Origin of the sequence: Bradyrhizobium sp. SZCCHNR2028 (genome assembly GCF_032380995.1) — a bacterium.
Taxonomy (GTDB): Bacteria; Pseudomonadota; Alphaproteobacteria; order Rhizobiales; family Xanthobacteraceae; genus Bradyrhizobium.
This window is the reverse complement of the sequence record NZ_JAUHJF010000004.1, coordinates 229,829-250,119: the sequence shown is the minus strand read 5'-3', so window position 1 is coordinate 250,119 and position 20,291 is coordinate 229,829. Positions and strand designations below refer to the sequence as shown.

The 20,291-nt window shown below is 67.1% G+C and carries 18 protein-coding genes; 2 read left to right on the top strand and 16 right to left on the bottom strand.

All coding sequences use genetic code 11. From position 1 onward, the window contains the following. Nucleotides 1-2 precede the first annotated feature (2 nt). The 16 genes from QX121_RS09390 to QX121_RS09315 form a co-directional block, all read right to left on the bottom strand. Nucleotides 3-929, bottom strand: a complete 927-nt coding sequence (locus QX121_RS09390) for a Gfo/Idh/MocA family oxidoreductase (RefSeq protein ID WP_315811758.1) — start codon at nt 927-929, stop codon at nt 3-5. After that, the gene (locus QX121_RS09385; protein ID WP_315811757.1) at nt 926-1,861 is read right to left on the bottom strand and encodes a dihydrodipicolinate synthase family protein; all 936 of its coding nucleotides are present in this window, start codon (nt 1,859-1,861) and stop codon (nt 926-928) included. Before QX121_RS09385 ends, QX121_RS09390 begins: the two co-directional genes overlap by 4 nt. 9 nt (nt 1,862-1,870) lie before the next feature. Further along, nucleotides 1,871-3,607: an IlvD/Edd family dehydratase gene (locus tag QX121_RS09380; RefSeq protein WP_315811756.1), complete on the bottom strand. Its 1,737-nt coding sequence runs from the start codon at nt 3,605-3,607 to the stop codon at nt 1,871-1,873. Continuing rightward, a complete protein-coding gene (locus QX121_RS09375) occupies nt 3,604-4,344 on the bottom strand; it encodes a FadR/GntR family transcriptional regulator (RefSeq protein WP_315772067.1) in 741 nt (246 codons plus the stop codon). The genes QX121_RS09380 and QX121_RS09375 overlap by 4 nt, the downstream gene beginning before the upstream one ends. Next, entirely contained in the window at nt 4,341-5,321 is a 981-nt protein-coding gene (gene yjfF / locus QX121_RS09370; protein WP_315738467.1) for a galactofuranose ABC transporter, permease protein YjfF, read from the bottom strand. The genes QX121_RS09375 and yjfF overlap by 4 nt, the downstream gene beginning before the upstream one ends. Beyond that, nucleotides 5,318-6,310, bottom strand: coding sequence for an ABC transporter permease (locus QX121_RS09365; RefSeq protein ID WP_315811755.1), 993 nt, complete (start codon nt 6,308-6,310; stop codon nt 5,318-5,320). The genes yjfF and QX121_RS09365 overlap by 4 nt, the downstream gene beginning before the upstream one ends. Then, nucleotides 6,307-7,857 (bottom strand): sugar ABC transporter ATP-binding protein, encoded by a 1,551-nt coding sequence (locus tag QX121_RS09360; protein ID WP_315811754.1) that lies wholly within the window; start codon nt 7,855-7,857, stop codon nt 6,307-6,309. The genes QX121_RS09365 and QX121_RS09360 overlap by 4 nt, the downstream gene beginning before the upstream one ends. 114 nt (nt 7,858-7,971) lie before the next feature. Next, nucleotides 7,972-8,937: a galactofuranose ABC transporter, galactofuranose-binding protein YtfQ gene (gene ytfQ / locus QX121_RS09355; RefSeq protein ID WP_315811753.1), complete on the bottom strand. Its 966-nt coding sequence runs from the start codon at nt 8,935-8,937 to the stop codon at nt 7,972-7,974. 239 nt (nt 8,938-9,176) lie between these two features. Then, complete coding sequence (eda, locus tag QX121_RS09350) at nt 9,177-9,821, bottom strand: bifunctional 4-hydroxy-2-oxoglutarate aldolase/2-dehydro-3-deoxy-phosphogluconate aldolase (RefSeq protein WP_315811752.1); 645 nt, start codon at nt 9,819-9,821, stop codon at nt 9,177-9,179. Continuing rightward, nucleotides 9,818-10,714 carry a sugar kinase gene (locus QX121_RS09345; protein WP_409999331.1) on the bottom strand — a complete coding sequence of 299 codons (897 nt, stop codon included), beginning with the start codon at nt 10,712-10,714 and terminating at the stop codon, nt 9,818-9,820. Before QX121_RS09345 ends, eda begins: the two co-directional genes overlap by 4 nt. Before the next feature lie 47 nt (nt 10,715-10,761). Then, nucleotides 10,762-11,793 carry an L-idonate 5-dehydrogenase gene (locus QX121_RS09340; protein WP_315738473.1) on the bottom strand — a complete coding sequence of 344 codons (1,032 nt, stop codon included), beginning with the start codon at nt 11,791-11,793 and terminating at the stop codon, nt 10,762-10,764. Nucleotides 11,794-11,828: 35 nt separating this feature from the next. Continuing rightward, entirely contained in the window at nt 11,829-12,596 is a 768-nt protein-coding gene (locus QX121_RS09335; protein WP_315776061.1) for an SDR family oxidoreductase, read from the bottom strand. Nucleotides 12,597-12,682: 86 nt separating this feature from the next. Further along, on the bottom strand, nt 12,683-13,879 hold the full coding sequence (gene uxuA, locus QX121_RS09330) for a mannonate dehydratase (protein ID WP_315755434.1): 1,197 nt from the start codon (nt 13,877-13,879) through the stop codon (nt 12,683-12,685). Nucleotides 13,880-13,906: 27 nt separating this feature from the next. Further along, the gene (locus QX121_RS09325; RefSeq protein WP_315738476.1) at nt 13,907-14,632 is read right to left on the bottom strand and encodes a GntR family transcriptional regulator; all 726 of its coding nucleotides are present in this window, start codon (nt 14,630-14,632) and stop codon (nt 13,907-13,909) included. 18 nt (nt 14,633-14,650) lie between these two features. Beyond that, complete coding sequence (locus QX121_RS09320) at nt 14,651-16,513, bottom strand: TRAP transporter large permease subunit (RefSeq protein ID WP_409999325.1); 1,863 nt, start codon at nt 16,511-16,513, stop codon at nt 14,651-14,653. Nucleotides 16,514-16,560: 47 nt separating this feature from the next. After that, entirely contained in the window at nt 16,561-17,577 is a 1,017-nt protein-coding gene (locus QX121_RS09315) for a TRAP transporter substrate-binding protein (RefSeq protein ID WP_315811749.1), read from the bottom strand. A gap of 184 nt (nt 17,578-17,761) precedes the next feature. On the opposite strand from QX121_RS09315, the gene QX121_RS09310 reads away from it, so the two are divergent. Further along, a complete protein-coding gene (locus tag QX121_RS09310) occupies nt 17,762-18,772 on the top strand; it encodes a Zn-dependent oxidoreductase (RefSeq protein ID WP_315811748.1) in 1,011 nt (336 codons plus the stop codon). Between the two features lie 9 nt (nt 18,773-18,781). After that, nucleotides 18,782-20,263 (top strand): mannitol dehydrogenase family protein, encoded by a 1,482-nt coding sequence (locus QX121_RS09305; RefSeq protein ID WP_315811747.1) that lies wholly within the window; start codon nt 18,782-18,784, stop codon nt 20,261-20,263. Nucleotides 20,264-20,291: the final 28 nt, after the last annotated feature.

Sequence of the window (20,291 nt, the reverse complement as noted above, 5' to 3'; positions counted from 1 at the left end):
CGTCAGTCCTCGAACGGCTCGACGACGTGGCGGCGACCGAGCAGGAAAGCGTCAGCCACCAGCCGCAGCGGCGTCAGATCGACGTCGCTCGCACCGGTCCTTGTGAGTTCGACGAAGCGACGGTAGAGGCCGGGATACTCCCGCTCCCTTTCGTCGACCATCGGCTGGTCGTCCGCGGTCATCCGCGCGCCGCCCAGCGACAGCTTCAACCGGCCTGCGTCGGTCTCGATCCGGATGTCCCAGCGCTGCGGCCCGGTCTGGCGGAAGTCGAACTCGGCCGCGATCGGCAGGTCGCTCGCCGTCGACAGTGACAGGTTGGCCGCGATCGGAGCCTGGCGGTTGGACGGGAACGACAGTTCCGCCTCGGTCACGAACACCGGCTCTGGCAGAATGCGGGTCAGGATCGACAGCGCGTTGATTCCGGGATCGAACACCCCTAACCCGCCCGGCTCCCAGATCCAGCCCTGCCCCGGATGCCAGACGCGCACGTCCTCCTTCCAGTCAATCCGCACGCTGCGAATCTGGCGGGAAGACAGCCACGCGCGCGCCGGCTCGACGGCGGGCGCGTAACGTGAATGCCAGGTCGCGAACAGCGTGCGCCGCTTCGCGGCGGCAAGCGCGACCAGCGGATCGAGCTCGCTGACGGCGGCGCCCGGCGGCTTCTCCAGCATCACATGCTTGCCGGCTTCCAGCGCGGCGAGCGCCTGCGCACGGCGCACCTGCGGCGGGGTGCACAGCGCGACCGCGTCGATCTCGGGTCCGTCGCGCAGCAGCTCTTCGATCGTGCCGAAATGCGGCAGGCCGGGCAGCGAGGCATTGCGACTCGCCACTGCCGTCAACGTCACGCCCTCGGTGGCGGCGATCGCCGGCACGTGCTGATCCCTGGCGATCTTGCCGAAGCCAACGATGGCGACACGAAGCTCGCTCATCTCGAGCGTCCCCAGCGCAGCACGACTGGGTCGAGCCGGCGCGCGATCTCGATCAGTCCCTTCTGGGTCGCCGGATGAATTGGCGGCTGCGGCGCTCGCAGCGTGTCGTGGCGGATCACGCCGCCCGCCTTCATCAGTATCTTGCAGGTGGCAAGCCCGCACTGCCGGTTCTCGTAGTTGATCAGCGGCAGCCAGCGCTCATAGGCCGCCGCCGCGGCCTCGCGGTCGCCCGCGAAATACGGATCGATGATCTTGCGAATGCCGTCGGGATAGCCGCCGCCGGTCATCGCGCCGGTGGCGCCCGCGTCGAGATCGGCCATCAGGGTGATTGCCTCCTCGCCGTCCCACGGACCTTCGATCGCCGTGCCGCCTGCCTCGATCAGCGCGCGCAACTTGTCGGCCGCGCGCGGCACCTCGATCTTGAAATAAGCGAGGTTCTCGATCTCCTTGGCCATGCGCGCCAAGAACGGCACCGATAGCGGCGTGCCGGCGACCGGCGCGTCCTGCACCATGATCGGGATCGAGATCGCGTCCGACACGCCGCGATAGAACTCGTAGATCGAGCTATCAGGCACGCGGAAGGTGGCGCCGTGATAGGGCGGCATCACCATGACCATGGCCGCGCCCTTCTCCTGCGCGCGGCGCGAGCGCTCGGCGCAGACAAAGGTCGAGAAATGCGTCGTGGTGACGATGATCGGCACGCGGCCGGCGACATGATCCAGCACCGTGGTCATCACCAGATCGCGCTCGTCATCGGTCAGCACGAACTGCTCGGAGAAATTGGCGAGGATGCAGATGCCGTGCGAGCCGGCATCGATCATGAAGTCGATCGCGCGCTTCTGGCCCTCGAGATCGAGGCGGCCGTCAGCGTCGAAGATGGTCGGCGCGACCGGGAAGACGCCCTTGTAGAGCTTTTTGGCGGAAGCGGTCATGCGGCACCTCTAGTGATTGTCGCGCGGCACCGGCGAGCCGCTGCGGCCAACGAGAAAATCGAAATCAACGCCGCGATCCGCCTGCAGCACGTGATCGATGTAGAGCTTCTGATAGCCGCGAGCCGCATGCGGCTTCGGCGGCGTCCATGCGGCGCGGCGCGTCGCCAGCTCCTCGTCGCTGACATGCAGATGCAGCGCGCGGGCGGCGACGTCGAGCGTGATCATGTCGCCATTCTTCACCAGCGCCAGCGGTCCACCGACGGTGGCCTCCGGCGCGACGTGCAGGACGACGGTGCCGTAAGCGGTGCCCGACATGCGCGCATCCGAGATGCGGATCATGTCGCGCACGCCCTGGCGCAGGAGCTTCGCCGGGAGCGGCATGTTGCCGACCTCGGCCATGCCCGGATAGCCCTTCGGTCCACAGTTCTTCAGCACCATGATGCAGGACGCATCGATGTCGAGATTGTCGTCGTCGACGGCGTCATGCATCTCCTCGACACTCTCGAACACGACCGCCCGTCCCGTATGGTTCATCAGCTCCGGCGAGGCCGCCGACGGCTTGATGACGGCGCCGTTGGGCGCGAGATTGCCGGTGAGGATCGCGATGCCGGCTTCCGTCTTGAACGGCGAGTCGAACGGGGTGATGACGTCGGCGTTCCAGTTCGGCGCGGCGGCGACGTTGTCCCATAGCGTCTTGCCGTTGACGGTGCGGGCGTCCTTGTGCAGCAGGCCGCGCTCGCCGAGCGCGCGCAACACGGCCGGCAGGCCGCCGGCGTAGTAGAAGTCCTCCATCAGGAAGCGGCCCGACGGCATCAGGTCGACCAGGCAATGCACGTCGCGGCAGAGCCGATCGAAATCATCGAGCGTCAGCTCGACGCCGACACGGCCAGCAATGGCGAGCAGATGCACCACGGCGTTGGTCGAGCCGCCGATCGCGGCCAGCGTGCGGATCGCATTCTCGAACGCCTGCCGCGTGAGGATGTCGGACGGCTTGAGATCCTCAGCAACCATCTCGACGATGCGGCGGCCGGCCATGCGCGCCAGCAGGTTGCGCCGCGCGTCCGCAGCAGGGATCGCTGCGTTTTCCGGCAGGCCGATGCCGAGCGCTTCCACCATCGACGCCATGGTCGAGGCCGTGCCCATGGTCATGCAGCTGCCGGCGGAGCGGTTCATGCCGGCCTCGGCCTCGTGGAATTCCTTCAGCGTGATCTCGCCGGCACGCAGTTGCTCGCTCATCGAGATGATGTTGGTGCCGGAGCCGATGATCTGGCCACGATAGACGCCGCGCAGTTGTGGCCCGCCTGAAACACCGATCGCAGGCAGGTTGGCCGAGGCGGCGCCCATCAAGAGCGCCGGCGTGGTCTTGTCGCAGCCCATCAGCAGCACGACGCCGTCGAGCGGGTGCGCGCGGATCGCCTCCTCGACATCCATCGAGGCGAGGTTGCGGAACAGCATCGCGGTGGGACGCATCGTCACCTCGCCGAGCGAGGAGACGGGGAATTCGAGCGGATAGCCGCCGGCGTCGAGCACGCCCTGCCGGACATGCTCGGCGATGACGCGGAAATGCGCGTTGCAGGGCGTCAGCTCCGACCAGGTGTTGCAGATGCCGATGACGGGCCGTCCATCGAACCGGTCCTGCGGCGTGCCGCTGTTCTTCAGGAACGAGCGATAATAGAAGCCCATCTTGTCCTGGCGGCCGAACCACGCCTGGCTCCGCAGCGTCTTCTTCTCGTTGTCGTTGCTCATTCCCGGTCCGTTCGTGCAGCCGACTGGGCATGGCGCCGCCGGCCGTTGTAGATGACTTCGATCATGGCCTCGGAGGCGCCCTCGGCGTCTCGAGCGGCGATCGCGTCGATGATGCGCTGGTGCCAGACCAGCACGGTGTCGCGATCGGCAGTCTCGATCGGGGCGCTCAGGACGAACGAGGCGCGCAAGGCGGCTTCGATGACGGCGCCGATCGAGCGCATGAAGGGATTGCCGGAGGCATTGGCGATCGCGATGTGCAAAGCAAGGTCGGCTTCGGCGAAGGCGACCGAGGTCGACGGCTCGCGCTCCATCTGCGCCATTGCCTTGCTCATCGCGGCAAGATCGTCCTCGCTGCGGCGTTCGGCAGCGAGCGCCGCCGCGCGCGGCTCGATCGCCAGCCGGATCTCGGCGAGGTCGGCGAGGAAGCGCTTGTCGATGCCGGCATCGAGGTGCCAAGCCAGCACGTCGGGATCGAACATGTTCCAGTCCGAGCGTCCGCGCACCACGGTGCCGACGCGCGCCTTGGTCGACAGCAGCCCTTTTGCAACGAGCGTCTTCACGCTTTCGCGCAGCACCGGACGCGACACGCCGAACGTCGCCGTCAGCTCGGCATCGCCGGGCAGGCGCGCTCCCTCGGCCAGACGGCCGGAGATGATGTCGATGCCGATGCTGCGGGCGACCTCGGCATGGTTGGAATGCGCGCGCCGTGTCGGAATCGAGACGAGCTGCGAGGTCATGTCCTCGCCCCCGCCGGTTTGACGGACGAGCGGCGCGCCAGCGCCATCAGACCTTGCTGCAGCGCAATGAAAACGAACAACAGAACCCCCGTGGCGATCTTGGTCCACCAGCTCGACAGCGTGCCGTCGAAGTTGATGTAGGTCTGGATCATGCCCTGGATCAGGACGCCAAGGAAGGTGCCGATGACGGAGCCCTGCCCGCCCGTCAACAATGTTCCGCCGATCACCACCGCGGCGATGGTGTCGAGCTCGACACCGACCGCAGAAAGCGAATAGCCGGCCGCCGTATAGAAGGAGAAGACGATGCCGGCGAGGCCGGCAAGCACGCTCGACAGCATATAGATGCGGATCGTCATCGGTCCGACCGGAATGCCCATCAGGGCCGTCGCGGCGCGGCTGCCGCCGAGCGCATAGACGTTCGCGCCGAAACGGGTGAGGTGCAGCAGCAGCGCGCTCAAGACCAGGATGACCAGCATGGCGATCGCAATCGCGGTGAGTCGTCCGCCGCCTGGCAGCCGGATCGCGAAATCGGACACGGCGCTGTAAATCGGCGCGGTGATCGGAATCGACTCGGTCGACAGCAGGAAGCTGACGCCGCGTGCCAGGAACATGCCCGCGAGGGTCACGATGAAAGGCGGCAGGTCGAAGACGTGGATGACGGCGCCCATCGCGGCGCCGAACAGCGCGCACAGCACGAGCACCATTGCGAACGCGGCAAAGGGCGGGATGCCCCAGCGCTCGATCGCGAGCGCCACGAACACCGTGGTGAAGCCGATCACCGAGCCGACCGACAGATCGATGCCGCCGGAGATGATGACGAAGGTCATCCCCGCCGCAACGATGCCGAGGAAGGCGTTGTCGGTGAGCAGATTGGCGACGACGCGGGTGGAGGCGATGTTCGGGAATTGCAACGCGCACAACGCGAAGCCGGCGACCAGCACAAAGGCCGTGATCGCAACCGAGGTCGATGCTCTCATGGCTTCATCCTCCGCCAGCGCGCGGTGAAGCGCGAGAGATCGCCGAGCCGCGGCGACTGCGCCAGCAGCACGGCGAGCACGACGACGGCCTTGACCAGCAGGTTGAGCTCCGGCGGATAGCCCGACAGCAGGATGCCGGTGTTCATGGCCTGGATGATCAGCGCGCCGGCGACCGCCAGCACCAGGCTGAATCGCCCGCCGAACAGCGAGGTGCCGCCGATGACCACGGCGAGGATCGCATCGAGCTCGAGCCACAGCCCAGCATTGTTGGCGTCGGCGCCCATGATGTCGGCGGCCGCAATGACGCCCGCGAGCGCGGCGCACAGTCCGCACCAGACATAGACCGACAGGATCATGGCGCGGGTGCCGACGCCGGAGAGCTCGCTCGCGCGTGCATTGCCCCCGGTCGCCTCGATCAGGAGCCCGAGCGCGGTGCCGCGCACGACCGCCCCCGTCACCAGCAGCATGCCGACCGCGATCACGATCGGCGTCGGCAGGCCGAGCACGGCGCCGTTGCCCATCCACACCAGGTCAGGCGACGTGAACGTGACGATGCGCCCCTCGGTGATGAGCTGCGCGATGCCGCGCCCGGCAACCATGAGGATGAGCGTGGCGACGATCGGCTGGATGCGCAGGACGGCGACGAGGATGCCGTTCCACAGCCCGCAGGCGAGGCCGACGGCGAGCGCCGAGCCGATCACGACCGGCAGCGGCTGCGTATCGGCGAGGCTCGCCGCAGTGGCGCCTGCGATCGCCATCACGGCGCCGACCGAGAGGTCGATGCCGCCGGTCGCAATCACCAGCACCATGCCGAGCGACAGCAGCGCCACCGGCGTGCCGCGGTTGAGCACGTCGATCACGCTGCCGAACAGCCGGCCATCCTGCAGATGCAGGTTGAAGAACTGCGGCGACACCGTGCGATCGATGATCAGGATCACGATCAGTGCCAGGGCTTGCGCGAGACCACGGCGCGGAATCCGGAGCGTCATGATGCGGCCTCGTGCGCGGTCGGTACATCGGCCGCGATCGCCGCGAGAATGCTGGAAACTTCGACGGCGTCGCCCTTCAGCTCCTCGACATGGGCACGGTCGCGCAGCACGATGACGCGGTTGGAATAGGTGACGATCTCGTCGAGCTCCGAGGAGATCACGAGCAGCGCCAGGCCCTGCTCGCAGAGCTCGCGCACCAGGCGGATGATCTCGGCATGGGCCCCGACGTCGATGCCGCGGGTCGGCTCGTCCAGCACGAGAAGCTTCGGCGAGGTCGCGAGCCAGCGCGCCAGCAGCGCCTTCTGCTGATTGCCGCCGGAGAGCAGCCCGATCGGCCGTTCCGGGTCGGGCGGCCTGATGTCGAGCATGCGAATGTAGCGCATCGCGATCTCATCCTGCTCGCGCCGCGACAGCGGCCGGTGCAGGCCGCGCCGGGCCTGCAGCGCCAGGATGATGTTCTCGCGCACGGTCAGATCGGCGACGATGCCCTCAGTCTTGCGCTCCTCCGGGCAATAGCCGAAGCCGAGCCCGGCGGCGTCGCGCGGCGAATTCAGCCGCACGGTCTCACCGTTGACGGTGGCCGCACCGCTGTCGGCGCGCTCGGCGCCGAACACGAGCCGTGCCGTCTCGGTGCGGCCTGAGCCGAGCAGGCCGGCAAGCCCGACCACCTCGCCGCGGCGCAGCTCCAGATCGAACGGCGCAAGATAGCCCTGCTTGCCGTAGCCCTTGAAGCTGACACAGACCTCGCGTGCGGTCTCGGGCTGGCTGGCGGCACGTTCGCCGGTGGTCTCGGCGAGCTCGCGGCCCAGCATCATGCGGATCAGGTCGAGCCGCGGCAGATCGGCAATCTCGCGCGTGCCGATCAGCCGGCCGTTGCGCAGCACCGTGACGCGATCGCAGATCTCGTAGACCTGATCGAGGAAGTGGCTGACGAACACGATGCCGATGCCGCGGGCGGCAAGCTGGCGCATCACCTTGAACAGGATTTCGACCTCGTGGCGGTCGAGGCTCGCCGTCGGCTCGTCGAGAATGAGCACGCGCGCGGAGAGATCGACGGCGCGCGCGATCGCCGTAATGTGCTGGACCGCGACCGAATAGCTCGACAGCGGTGCGCCGACGTCGATGTCCAGCCCATAATCCAGCAGCAGCGCATGCGCCCGCCGCTTCATTTCAGCCTCGCGCACGACGCCGAAGCGCGTCGGCTGCCGGCCGAGATAGAGGTTCTGCGCCACCGAGAGGTTCGGCAGCAGATTCACTTCCTGATAGACGGTCGCGATGCCGGCATCGACGGCGTCCTTGGCCGAGCGCGGCGCGATCTCGCGGTCCGCCAGCCGCACGGTGCCGGCGTCCCGCGCGAACACCCCGGTGACCACCTTGATCAGGGTCGACTTGCCGGCGCCGTTCTCGCCCAGCAGCGCGTGAATCTCGCCCTCACCCAGCGTGAAGTCGACGTCATCAAGCGCCTTCAGCGTACCGAAGCTCTTGGCCAAGCCGCGGATTTCCAGCAGGGCTGGACGCATCGCCGGCGGAGCTGAACTATCAGACATGACGAACTACTTGGCGATCACCAGGAAGGTTGACGTCCGCACGATGTGCGGACGCCAGCGACTTGTCGTCCATCGTCCCGGCGAGCGCCGGGACGACGGCTCAACAGCCAAGGCTCAGTAGCCGAGGCCCTTCTTGCTGTCGTAGACCTTCTGCGGCTCGTCAGCCGCCGTGTAGAGCTTCGATTCCGTCTGGATCCACTTCGGCGGCGTGGTGCCCTTTTCCTTGTAGGCAACGATGGCGTCGAAGGCCGGTCCGGCCATGTTCGGCGTCAGCTCGACGGTCGCATTGGCTTCGCCTGCGGCGATCGCCTTGAAGATATCCGGCACGGCGTCGATCGAGACGGTCAGGATGTCCTTGCCCGGCTTGAGCCCGGCTTCCTTCATCGCCTGGATCGCGCCGACCATCATGTCGTCGTTATGGGCGTAGACCGCGCAGATCGACTTGCCGCCGTTCTCGGCCTTGATGAAGCTCTCCATCACCTCCTTGCCCTTGGCACGGGTGAAGTCGCCGGTCTGGCTGCGCACGACCTTCAGGTTGGCATTCTTGGTGACGACCGCGTCAAAACCCTTCTTGCGGTTGGTGGCGACGCTGGCGCCGACCGTGCCCTGCAGCTCGACGACGTTGCAGGCCTTGCCGCCGACGGTCTTGGCGAGCCACTCGCCGGCGACCTCGCCTTCATGCACGCTGTCGGAGGTAACGGCGGTCAGATAGAGGTCCTTGCCCGACGGATCGATGTCACGGTCGAGCAGCACCACCGGAATCTTGGCTTCCTTAGCTTCCTTCAGCACGGCATCCCAGCCCGAGGCCACGACCGGCGCCAGGAAGATCGCATCCACCCCCTGCGCGATGAAGGAGCGGATCGCCTTGATCTGGTTTTCCTGCTTCTGCTGCGCGTCGGCGATCTTCAGGTTGATCTTGCGCTTGGCGGCTTCCGACTTGGAGACGGAGGTCTCGGCGGCGCGCCAGCCGGACTCGGAGCCGATCTGCGAGAAGCCGACGGTCAGTTCGGCAGCGCTGGCGGACGTGGCAAGCAACAAGGCGGCCGTCGCGGAGGCCGCAAAGAGGGCTTTCAGGGTCATCAGGCGTTCTCTCCCAAATGTCTGTTTTGGATGCGCCGCCGCTCCAGAGCGGTGTCGTCGCACCTTTTCAGCCGGCCTCAACGGCCGACGTGCCCGGTTATTCCACGGAACCTCAGGGCTGACTAGTCATATTATTTGACTGTAATACTTTTTGAAAAGGATGTGCGAGCCCGCGCGTGCACACTGCCCAAGAGCGACAGCATACACCAATGAAATCTTAAGTTGTCAGCAGCGTTCAGCTACCGCAGCTTGGTCGCCTCGCGGGCGCGCAGCTCGATCGCGGCCCAGGCGCCCGCCTTGATGTCGGCCGCCGGCGCGACCCAGGAGCCGCCGATTGCGACGACCTTCTTGTGCGCGAGCCATTGCGCAGCGTTGCCGGCATTGATACCGCCGGTCGGGCAGAAGCGCACGCTCGGGAATGGTCCGGCCAGCGCATCGAGCGCGGCAAGCCCGCCGGCCGGCACCGCCGGAAAGAACTTCACCAGCTCATAGCCGCGCGTCACGCAGGCGATGAGATCCGACGCGGTCTGGACGCCCGGCGCGAACGGCAGCTCGCCGGCATTCGCGGCATCGAGCAGGCCGATCGACAGGCCGGGGCTGATCGCGAAGGCTGCACCGAGCCTGGCGGCGCGCTCGTAGTCCGCCGGCGTCAGCACCGTGCCGATGCCGACAACGGCGTCCGGCACCTCATCGATGATCGCGCGTGCAGCATCGAGACCGGCTTGCGTGCGCAAGGTGATCTCGATCACGCGCAGACCACCGCTCACAAGGGCGCGCGCCAGCGGCACGGCGTGCGCCGCATCGTCAATGGTGATCACGGGGATCACCGGCGCCAGCGCGAGCACCGCATCGAGCTTCGCGCGCTTGTCCAGAGTGCTCATCACGCCTCGCTCATCGCCAGAATGTCCCGCGGCATCGCGGTTGCCGGAATCACGGCCCCCGGCGCCATGATCACGGCCCCCGCCAGCCGGTGGCCCGCCAACGCCGCCTTCCGTGGCGGCGCGCCCTTGATGCGCGCGGCGAGATAACCCGCATTGAAGGAATCGCCGGCCGCCGTGGTGTCGATCGGCTTGAGCACCGCGGGCGGCGCAATGTCGACCAGCACGCCATCGGCATGGATCAGACAGCCGCGCGCGCCGCGCTTGACGACGACTTCGCCCACGCCGGCGTCCTTGAAGCGGCGCAGGCTGACCGACGCATCGGAATCGCCGAACAGCATCTGCTCGTCCTCCAGCGTCGGCAGCGCGACGTCGACCAGCGGCAGGATCGCGCGGAATGCGCGTTGCGCCGCCTCGCGGCTGGCCCAGCCGCGCGGCCGATAGTTGCCGTCGAAGGCGACCCGCGCGCCGCGCTTGCGCGCCACCGTCAAGAGCTCGCGCAGCTTGGCCTTGCCGGTCTCGCCGTACAGCGAGAGACTGATGCCGGAGAGATAGATCCAGTCGAAGCGCGAAAGCCTGTCGAGCATGTCGCTGTCGGCGCGATCGAACAGCTCGCGCGCCGGCGCGCGGTCGCGCCAATAGAGGAAGCTGCGCTCGCCCTTGGCATCGCGCTCGATCATGTACAGGCCGGGCACGCGGCCCTCGACCTGCAGCACCTCCGAGGTGTCGATGCCCTCGGCCTGCCAGGCCGCGAGCATCATGGCACTCAAGGGATCGTCACCGAGCGCGGTGACGTAGGAGGTGGGCACGCCGAGCCGGGCCAGATAGAGCGCCGTGTTCAGCGTGTCACCGCCGAAGCCGCGCCGGAACAGACTGCCGTCCTCCTGCGCGAACTCCACCATGCACTCTCCGATGCAGGCGACTTTCATCGGCGTCGATCCATCCATCAAAACGTCAAATGAACCTTCATCGACCGGCTTCGATCGCTGGCGAGCTCGAACGCGGCAACCGCCTGCTCGAATGGCAGCGCGGCCGAGATCAATGGCTTGACGTCGAGCAGCCCCTCGCCCATCAGCCGCACCGCCAGCTCGAATTCGCGGTCGAACCGGAACGTGCCGCGCAATTGCAGCTCCTTCGTGACCAGCGTGTTGACCGGCAGGGTCATCTCGCCGCCGAGCCCGAGCTGGACGATGATGCCGCCGGGCCTGATGACATCCAGTGCGGCACGCAGCGCGGCCTGGTTGCCGGAGGCCTCAAACAACACGTCGAACGTGCCCTTGCCGGCCCGCCACGGATCGAGCGCGGACGGCCCCGCGCCGACATTGAAGGCGTGGCTGGCCCCGAGGGCGCGCGCGACCACCAGCGGCGCATCGGCGACGTCAGTGGCCACGATCTCGGCGGCGCCGCCGTAACGCGCAACCAGGATCGACAGTGCACCGATCGGGCCGCAGCCGGTCACCAGCACCCGCTTGCCGAGCAGCGAGCCAGCCTGATGCGCCGCATGCAGACACACCGACAGCGGCTCGGCCATCGCCGCTTCACCGAGCGACAGCGACGGCGCGATCGGAACAGCCTGCGCGGCATCGACGGTGACGAACTCGCGGAAGCCGCCCTGCACGTGGGGATCGCGCATCGCGCTGCCCATGAAGCGCATGTCCAGGCACTGGTTGCGCAGCCCCTCGCGGCAATAGACACATCTGCCGCACGGCAGGCTCGGATTGACCGCGACGCGCGCGCCTTCGGCAAGGCCGCTGACGCCGCTGCCCACCGCGGCAACGATGCCGGCGATCTCATGGCCCAGGGCCATCGGCTGCTTGATCCTGACGGTGCCGAAGCCGCCATGATGATAGTAGTGCAGGTCCGAGCCGCAGATGCCGCCGGCTTCGATCTTGACCCGGACCTCACCTGCTCCGGGCGCCGGATCGGGATAGCTGTCGATGCGCAGATCCTTGGGCGCATGAATCACGACGGCTCGCATCGGCTGTTCTCCCTGGCTCGTTGTCCCGGCCGATCCTACATCGACGCCAGCATGCCGCCATCGACATAGATGGTCTGGCCGTTGACGTAGGTGGAGGCCTCGGAGGCCAGGAAGATTGCGGTGCCGACCAGCTCGTCCGGACGGCCCCAGCGCTTCGCCGGGACGCGCGACATCAGCCAATTGTTGAAGTCGGGATTGCTCATCAACGCCTGGTTCATGTCGGTCAGCATGTAGCCGGGGCCGATCGCGTTGGCCTGGATGCCGTGCGCCGCCCATTCGACCGCCATCGCACGGGTCAGGTTGCGGATGCCGCCCTTGGCCGTGGTGTAGGGTCCGATTGTCGGCCGCGCCAACTCGCTGCCGAGCGAGCCGATGTTGATGATCTTGCCGCTCTTGCGCGGGATCATCCGCTTGGCGGCCTCGCGCCCGATCACGAAGGCGCTGGTGAGATTGGTCTCGATGATCCGGCGCCACTCGTCGGTGGTGAACTCGACCAGCGGCTTGCGGTGCTGGATGCCGGCATTGTTGACGAGGATGTCGATCGCAATCCCCTCGTCATCGAAGCGCGCGAAGGCGCGGACGACGGCCTCTTCGTCGGTCACGTCGAACGGACAGGCCTCGGCCTGATGGCCCACGGCGCGGAATTCCTCCACGGCTGCCAGCGTGCGCGCCGGGTCGGTGCCGTTGATGACGAGCCGCGCGCCAGCCTTGGCGAAGCCTTCGGCGATGGCGCGGCCGAGGCCACGCGAGGACCCGGTCACCAGCGCGGTCTTGCCGGAGAGATCGAAGAGCGAGGTCGACATCGGTTCAACTCGAATGGACGAATTCGGGCCGGCATCCTCGGCCACGGCACGCGCGCTGACAAGCGCGTTGTCCGGCGCGGCCTGGATCAGACGGGCAAGCGGTTAATGGCCGCTACCGCGGTCATGACGCCGCGGATCTCGGCAAGACCTTTGAGCCGGCCGACCAGCGGATAGCCTGGATGGGTGCCGCGACCGATGTCGTCCGCCAGCTCGTGGCCGTGGTCGGGCCGGAACGGAATCCGCCAGTCCGGCTCACCCTCGGCCTTGCGGCGAGCCTGCTCCTTCAGCAAGGTCGTCACGACCGCAACCATGTCCACGTCGCCGCGCAGATGCTCCGCCTCCATGAACGAGCCGTCGAGCATCTTGGTGACGTTGCGCAGATGCACGAAGCGGATGTGCGGAGCGAAGCGCTCGGCGAGCGCCGGCACGTTGTTCTGTCCGCCGGCGCCGAGCGCGCCGGTGCAGAACGTGATGCCATTGGCCTTGGACGGGGCGGCATCGACGATGAACTGCAGATCGTCGGCTGACGACACCACGCGCGGCAGGCCGAACAGGTCCCGCGGCGGATCGTCCGGATGGACGCACAGGCTGACGCCGCACTCCTCCGCCGTGGGTACCACCTCGCGCAGGAAGCGCGCGTAGTTGGCGCGCAGCTCGGCATGGCCGATGCCGCGATATTTCTCCAGCATGCGGCGCAGGCCGGGCACGTCATAGCGATCATAGGCTCCGGGCAACCCGGCCATGATGGTCGCGAGCAGACGGTCCTTGTCGGATTCCGAGGCCTGCGCCACCCACGCGCGGGCACGGTCGAGCACGTCGGAGGAGAACTCCGCCTCGGCGCCGGGGCGCTGCAGGATGTAGCAGTCGAACGCGGCGAAGCGATCCTGATCGAAGCGCAGCGCGGTGGCGCCGCCAGGCAGGCGGAAGGCGAGCTCGGTGCGGGTCCAGTCCAGCACGGCCATGAAATTGTAGCAGACGGTGGTGACGCCGCAGGCCGCGAGGTTGCGCAGCGACTGCCGGTAATTGTCGAACAGGTCAGTGAGGTCGCCCTCGCCGAGCTTGATCGCCTCCGACACGGGCAGGCTCTCGACCACGCTCCAGCGCAGCCGCAGCGATGAATCACCCTCGATCATGCCGATGCGCTTGACGATCTCATCCGTGCTCCACACCACGCCATAGGGAATGTGGTGCAGCGCGGTCACGATGCCGGTCGCGCCGGTCTGGCGGACCTGCGGCAAAGTGATGGGATCATCCGGTCCGAACCAGCGCCACGTCTGTTCCATGTCGTCCACCTTCCAAAACGCGTGCGGTCAGCGCCGCCGCCGTGTCCTTGTGCGCGGCTCGGCCTGCGCCAACTCTTCCTGCCGTGCAAAAATGCCGTCAGCGCGGCGGAACACCTCGCGCAAATGACGGCGCATCGCTGCCACCGCCTGGGCCTCGTTGCAGGCCGCGAGCCCGTCCAGGATCTCCTGATGCTGCGCGATCAGGAGCGGAATGTGGCCGGCATCCTCGATCAAGGTCAGATGCCGGACGCGGTCGAAATGGATCTTGGTCTGGCGGATCACCTGCCAGACATGCGGATGCCGGCTGGTGCGGGCGATGGTCTGGTGGAACGCCTCGTCATGGGCGTAGAACTCCGCGGGAGTCGCGGCCGCCTTCTGCTTGTCGATCAGTTCGTTCAATTCACGCAGCGAGGTCGCATCGATGTAGCGCACGGCCTCGGCGACCAGCGCGCATTCGAGATGCTCGCGGATGAACTGGGCTTCTCCGAACGCCTCGCGCGACACCGGCGCGACGACGCTGCCGCTCTGCGGATAGATTCGAACCAGATCGACATCGGCGAGCTTGATCAGCGCCTCGCGCACCGGCGTGCGGCTGACGCCGAGCCGCTCGCACAGATCGAGTTCGGCCATCGGCGTCCCCGGCGGCAGCGCGCCGGAGACGATGTCCTCGAGCAGCCGCTCATAGACCTGGTCGGCGAGCCGCCGCCCGGCCTTGCCGTCCATTCGCGTCAGCGGTGTCAGATCGTCATCCATGACGGCAGTCTATCCGATTCACAGGAAACCGATCGAGATCCATGGCAGGAACACGATCAGCAGCAGCGCCACCACGAGCGCGGCGAGATGCGGCCAGACATGACGGATGACCTCGTCGGGCGAGGCACGGCCGATGGCGCAGGCGAGATAGAAGCCGACGCCGAACGGCGGCGTGAACAGGCCGAGCCCCATCGCGAACACCGCGATGATGGCGTAGTGCACCTCGTGCACGCCCATCATCCGCGCGATCGGGAACAGCAGCGGCCCGAACAGCACCACGGCCGGCACGCCTTCCAGCACGCTGCCGAGCACGACGAAGGCGAGGGCCGAGATCAAGAGGAAGCCCCAGCGGCCGCCGGGTACGGCGACCATGAGATCGACGAGCTGCTGCGAGAAGCCGGACTGGGTCAGCGCCCAGGCCATGCCGGTGGCCGCACCCACCACCAGCAGGATCGCGCCGGACAGCGAGGCGGTATCGACCAGGATCGGATAGACCCGCTTCCAGTCGAACTGGCGATAGACAAAGATGCCGACCAGCACCGTGTAGATGACGCCGATGGCAGCGACCTCGGTCGCGGTGGCGACGCCCTCGACCACCGCCGAGCGGATGACGATCGGCAGGCCGAGGCCGGGGATCGAGATCGCGAACAGCTTCAGCCGCGTCTTGGCGTCGAAACGCTGCGCGCCGCCCATGTCCTCCTTTCGGGTCTGCATGAAGACCACGACGGAGAGCGCGATCAGGCCGACCACCGCCGGCAGCAGCCCGCCGGTGAACAATGCGGCGATCGAGACGCCGGTGACCGATCCGACCGTGATCAGCACGATCGAGGGTGGGATCGTCTCCGACATCACGGCCGAGGCCGACAGCAGCGACACCAGATCACCTTCGGAGCTGCCGCGCTGCTTCATCTCGGGAAACAGTGCCGGCGCGACGGCGGCCATGTCGGCCGCCTTGGCGCCGGAGATGCCCGAGACCAGGTACATCGCGCCGAGCAGCACATATTGCAGGCCACCGCGGAGATGGCCGATCAGCGACACGAGAAACAGGATCATCGCCCGCGCCAGCCCGGCGATCTCGATCAGCGCTCCCAGCAGCACGAACATCGGCACCGCCAACAGCACCATGTGCGACATGCCCTCGCTGACCCGGCCGGGCACGATGAGGACAGGCACCGTGGTGCTAAAATGCAAGTAAGCCACGGTGGCGAGCAGGAAGGTGAACGCGATCGGCGTACCGATCACCATGGCACCCGCGACAAGGACGAAGAAGAAGATGAACAGATTGTAGTTGCCGAGATCCTCCAGCACGGGCGCGGCGGCATAGAGCACCCCTGCTCCCGCCAGCACCAGCGCCAATGCGCCAACGATCTGGAGCAAGCTCCCCTGCTGGATCAGCCGGTCGACGGCGGTGAGCAGCATCAAGAGCACGCCGACGAGCATCGCGGCCTCGCGAAAACCTTCGCTGATCTCGAGCACCGGCATTCGGCTGATCATATGGCTTTCGAGATGATGCCAGGACGGCATCACCAGCGCGACGAGCACGGTGCAGACCAGCATCAGTCCAAGCGCATCGGTGCGTGCCCGCCATGCCGGCGAGAGGTTGCGCACAAAGGCGGTGAGCCGCATGTGCTCGGCGCGCCGCAGCGCGACGACCGCACCGAGCATCGCCAGCCACACGAACAGCACGGTCGCGAGTTCGTCGGACCAGATCAAGGGCGCATTGAAGACGTAGCGCGCGGCCGACGCCGCGCCGAGCAGCACCAGCTCGGCAACGACGATGGTGGCCGCCAGCGCCTCGACCGTGCGGCCGAGCAGCTGATCGAACCGCGCGAACGCGCCATGCGACGGCACAGGGGTCGTCGCTGTCATGTCAACGGCCATTGTATCCTCCCCGCAGATTGCTTGCGCTTCCGCGCGCGATGCCAGCCTCAGAGCTGGCCGACCGACTTCTCGAGCAGGCCCCAGGCCTCGGCGCCGAACTTGGTCTTCCACTCGGTGTAGAAGCCGGCGGTGCGCAACGCGTCACGGAACGGCTTGGTGTCGACCTTGTTGAACGCGACGCCCCCCGCCTGCATTTCGGCCTGCGCCTTCTCGTTGAAGCTCTGGATGTCCTGCCGCTCCTTGACGGCCGCCTCCGACAGCGTCGCGGTGATCGCGTCGCGCACGTCGGCGGGCAGGCCGTTCCAGCGCGCCGCATTGGCGAAGATGTGGTGACCGTCCCAGATGTGGCCGGAGAGCGCGATGAATTTCTGCACCTCGTAGAGCTTGGCGCTCTGGATCAATGCCAGCGGATTCTCCTGACCGTCGACGATGTGGGTCTGCAACGCCGCATAGAGCTCGCCGAAATTGATCGGCGTCGGCGCCGCGCCGAGCGTCTTGAACAGCGTCACCCACAAGGGATTGCCGGGCACGCGGATCTTGAAGCCCTTGAGATCGTCAGGCGAGGTGATCGGCTTGGCGCCCGAGGTGATGTTGCGATAGCCGTTGTCGAGGCATTTCGGCAGCACGTGCAGGCCGACCTTGGCGAACTCGCCGCGCACGTGATTGCCGAGGTCGCCATCCATCGCCGACCACACCTGGTCGTAGCTCTCGAACGCGAAGGCTATGGCATTGATGCCGCCGATCGGCACCACGGTCTGGTTCACGCCGGAGGTCGACATGAAGTCGAGGGCGCCGCTGCGCACCTGTGAGAACATGTCGGGCTCGCTGCCGAGCTGGCTGTTCGGATAGACCTGCAGGTCGACCAGACCATTGGTCTGCTTCTTGATGCCCTCGGACGCCTCGATGATTCTGATGACGCCGGGATGGGTGGCGGGAAACGCCGTACCGTAGCGCAGGCGATACTTGGCCGACTGCGCCCGGGCTGGCCCGAACGCCAGGGCGGACGCCCCCGCGAGTGCGGTGCCGACGAAGCTGCGACGGGACATGGATGTGGACGAAGACATTGGCAAACCTCCCCTGCCGGCCCGCTTGGGGGCCTTTTGTATGTCATTCATGAAGATAAAGCATATAATGGATACCAAATTAGGTTTCAATACGTAACTTGTATCCAAGTTCTCGGATTGCTATACGGCAGCCGCTCACGGTGGAGATGAGCGCCCAAGAAGCGCCCAAGGGATGGAGGAACGCGTGAAGAGCCTCGTGGTGGAGCGGCCCGGCCGCCTGTCGATCGAAACCCGCGCCATTCCCGAGGCCGCCGCCGGCGAGATCCGCATCAAGGTCGAGCGCGCCGGCATCTGCGGCTCCGACATCCACATCCTTCACGGCAGCAACCCGTTTGCGCGCTATCCGCGCGTCATCGGCCATGAATTCTTCGGCCGCATCGACAAGCTCGGCGACGGTGTCGACGCACGGCTCGGCGCTCGCGTCGTGGTCGATCCGGTCGTCGCCTGCGGCCACTGCTATCCCTGCTCGGTCGGCCGTCCCAATGTCTGCGCTGAACTCGCCGTGCTCGGCGTCCACCGCGACGGCGGCTTTTCCGAATATGCCTGCGTGCCGGCTGCGAACGCGCATCTGCTGCCGGACAGCGTCGACGACGACAAGGCGCCGCTGGTCGAGCCGTTCTCGATCGCCGCCAACATCACCGACCACACAAGCGTGTTTGCCTCCGATGTCGCGCTGGTCTATGGCGCCGGGCCGATTGGGCTGACCGTGATCCAGGTGCTCAAGCGCGTCTATGGCGTCAAGGAACTGATCGTCACCGACCGCATCGACCAACGCCTCGACGCGGCGCGGCACAATGGCGCCGATCGCGTCATCAACACCGCGCAGACCGCCCTGCCCGCAGCGCTCGCGGACGCCGGCCTGAAGCCGACGCTGATCATCGATGCCGCCTGCCATCCCGCCATTCTCGCTGAAGCGATCGAGATCGCCTCGCCCGCAGCGCGGATCGGCCTGCTCGGCTTCTCGGCCGAGCCCTCCACGATCGTGCAGCAGAAGGTCACGGCGAAGGAGCTTTCGATCCACGCCTCGCGGTTGAACAGCGGCAAGTTCGCCAAGGTGATCGCGTGGTTCGCCAGCGGCACCTTGCAGCCCGAGCGCCTGATCACCCACCGCTTCGAGCTCGACGCCTACGCCACCGCGTTCGACACGTTCGAGCACAACCAGACCGAATGCTGCAAAGTGCAGTTGATCTTCTGAAGTCCCGCCATGGACCGTCTCAGCCCCGCCACGCTCCACCGCCTGCCTGTCGGCATCCCGAAACCGGACTACGACCGCACGGCCGTCGCGACCGGCATCGTCCATCTCGGGCTCGGCGCGTTCCATCGCGGCCACCAGGCTGTCTACACCGATGCGCTGCTCAAGGATGATCCGCACTGGGGCATTCTCGGCGTCTCCTTGCGCTCACCCGACACCCGCGATGCGCTCGAACCGCAAGGCGGCCTCTACAGCGTGACGGCCAGCGACGGCGCCGGCCATGCGCGGCGCGTCATCGGCGCGCTCACCGGCGTTGCGGTCGCGCCGGAAGATCCTGCGGGCATGATCGCACGGCTGGCCGATCCCGCGGTGCGTATCGTCTCGACGACAGTGACCGAGAAGGGCCACAGCCACGATCCGGCCACCGGCGCGTTGCGCGCCGATGATCCCGACATCCGCCACGACGCTCTAAATCTCACGCATCCGCGAAGCACGCTCGGCTTCATCGTCGGCGGCCTGCGGCTGCGGCGGCAGCAGGGCCTGCCGCCCTACACTGTGCTCGCCTGCGACAACCTTCCCGCCAACGGCCACACCCTGCGCGGCCTTGCCATCGCCTTCGCCGGGCTGGTCGACCGCGATCTCGCCGAATGGATCGCGGACAATGTCCGCTTTCCCTCGACCATGGTCGACCGCATCGTGCCGGCCACCACCGACGCCGACCGCGCCGATGTCAGCGCTGCGCTCGGCCTCGACGATGCCTGGCCCGTCGTGACCGAGCCGTTCAGCCAATGGGTCATCGCGGATGATTTCGGCGGCGACCGTCCGGCCTGGGACGCCAGCGGCGCGCAGTTCGTCCGCGACGTCGCGCCGTTCGAGCTGATGAAGCTCCGGCTGCTCAACGGCGCGCATTCGACGCTCGCCTATCTCGGCTACCTCATGGGATGCGAGACGGTGGCCGCAGCCATGGCCGAGCCCGATCTCGCCGGCCTCGTCGAGGACATGATGCGCGACGAGGTCACCCCGACCCTGCCCGCGCTCGGCGGCTTCGACGTGACCGCCTATCGCGCCGCGCTGCTCAACCGCTTCCGCAATCCGGCGCTCAAGCATCGCACGGCGCAGATCGCGATGGACGGCTCGCAGAAGCTGCCGCAGCGCCTGCTCGGCACGATCCGTGACCGGCTGGCGCGCGGCGTGCCGATCACCCGGCTCGCGCTCGCCGTTGCGGGATGGATGCGCTACGTCAGCGGCACTGACGAGCACGGCCAGCCGATCGCGCTGCGCGACCCGCTGGCGGCCAAGCTGCGCGCACTGGCGGATGAGGCCGGCCCGGTCGCGAGCCGGCTCGCGCCGGCGTTGTTGTCGGTTACGTCAGTCTTCGGCCACGGGTTGCCGAACGATCCTCGTTTCGCGCGTGCGGTTGAGACAGCACTCGGTAGCCTCTTCCTGAATGGAACCCGTGCGACTGTCGCGCGGATCCGGCAAGACGTAGGCTGACGTCACGTCGGCTCTAGCCGGACGACGG

Coding starts and splice junctions, on each gene's coding strand:
- QX121_RS09390 (WP_315811758.1), bottom strand. CDS start 929: ATGAGCGAGCTTCGTGTCGCCATCGTTGGCTTCGGCAAGATCGCCAGG.
- QX121_RS09385 (WP_315811757.1), bottom strand. CDS start 1,861: ATGACCGCTTCCGCCAAAAAGCTCTACAAGGGCGTCTTCCCGGTCGCG.
- QX121_RS09380 (WP_315811756.1), bottom strand. CDS start 3,607: ATGAGCAACGACAACGAGAAGAAGACGCTGCGGAGCCAGGCGTGGTTC.
- QX121_RS09375 (WP_315772067.1), bottom strand. CDS start 4,344: ATGACCTCGCAGCTCGTCTCGATTCCGACACGGCGCGCGCATTCCAAC.
- yjfF (WP_315738467.1), bottom strand. CDS start 5,321: ATGAGAGCATCGACCTCGGTTGCGATCACGGCCTTTGTGCTGGTCGCC.
- QX121_RS09365 (WP_315811755.1), bottom strand. CDS start 6,310: ATGACGCTCCGGATTCCGCGCCGTGGTCTCGCGCAAGCCCTGGCACTG.
- QX121_RS09360 (WP_315811754.1), bottom strand. CDS start 7,857: ATGTCTGATAGTTCAGCTCCGCCGGCGATGCGTCCAGCCCTGCTGGAA.
- ytfQ (WP_315811753.1), bottom strand. CDS start 8,937: ATGACCCTGAAAGCCCTCTTTGCGGCCTCCGCGACGGCCGCCTTGTTG.
- QX121_RS09340 (WP_315738473.1), bottom strand. CDS start 11,793: ATGCGAGCCGTCGTGATTCATGCGCCCAAGGATCTGCGCATCGACAGC.
- QX121_RS09335 (WP_315776061.1), bottom strand. CDS start 12,596: ATGTCGACCTCGCTCTTCGATCTCTCCGGCAAGACCGCGCTGGTGACC.
- uxuA (WP_315755434.1), bottom strand. CDS start 13,879: ATGGAACAGACGTGGCGCTGGTTCGGACCGGATGATCCCATCACTTTG.
- QX121_RS09325 (WP_315738476.1), bottom strand. CDS start 14,632: ATGGATGACGATCTGACACCGCTGACGCGAATGGACGGCAAGGCCGGG.
- QX121_RS09320 (WP_409999325.1), bottom strand. CDS start 16,513: ATGGCCGTTGACATGACAGCGACGACCCCTGTGCCGTCGCATGGCGCG.
- QX121_RS09315 (WP_315811749.1), bottom strand. CDS start 17,577: ATGTCTTCGTCCACATCCATGTCCCGTCGCAGCTTCGTCGGCACCGCA.
- QX121_RS09305 (WP_315811747.1), top strand. CDS start 18,782: ATGGACCGTCTCAGCCCCGCCACGCTCCACCGCCTGCCTGTCGGCATC.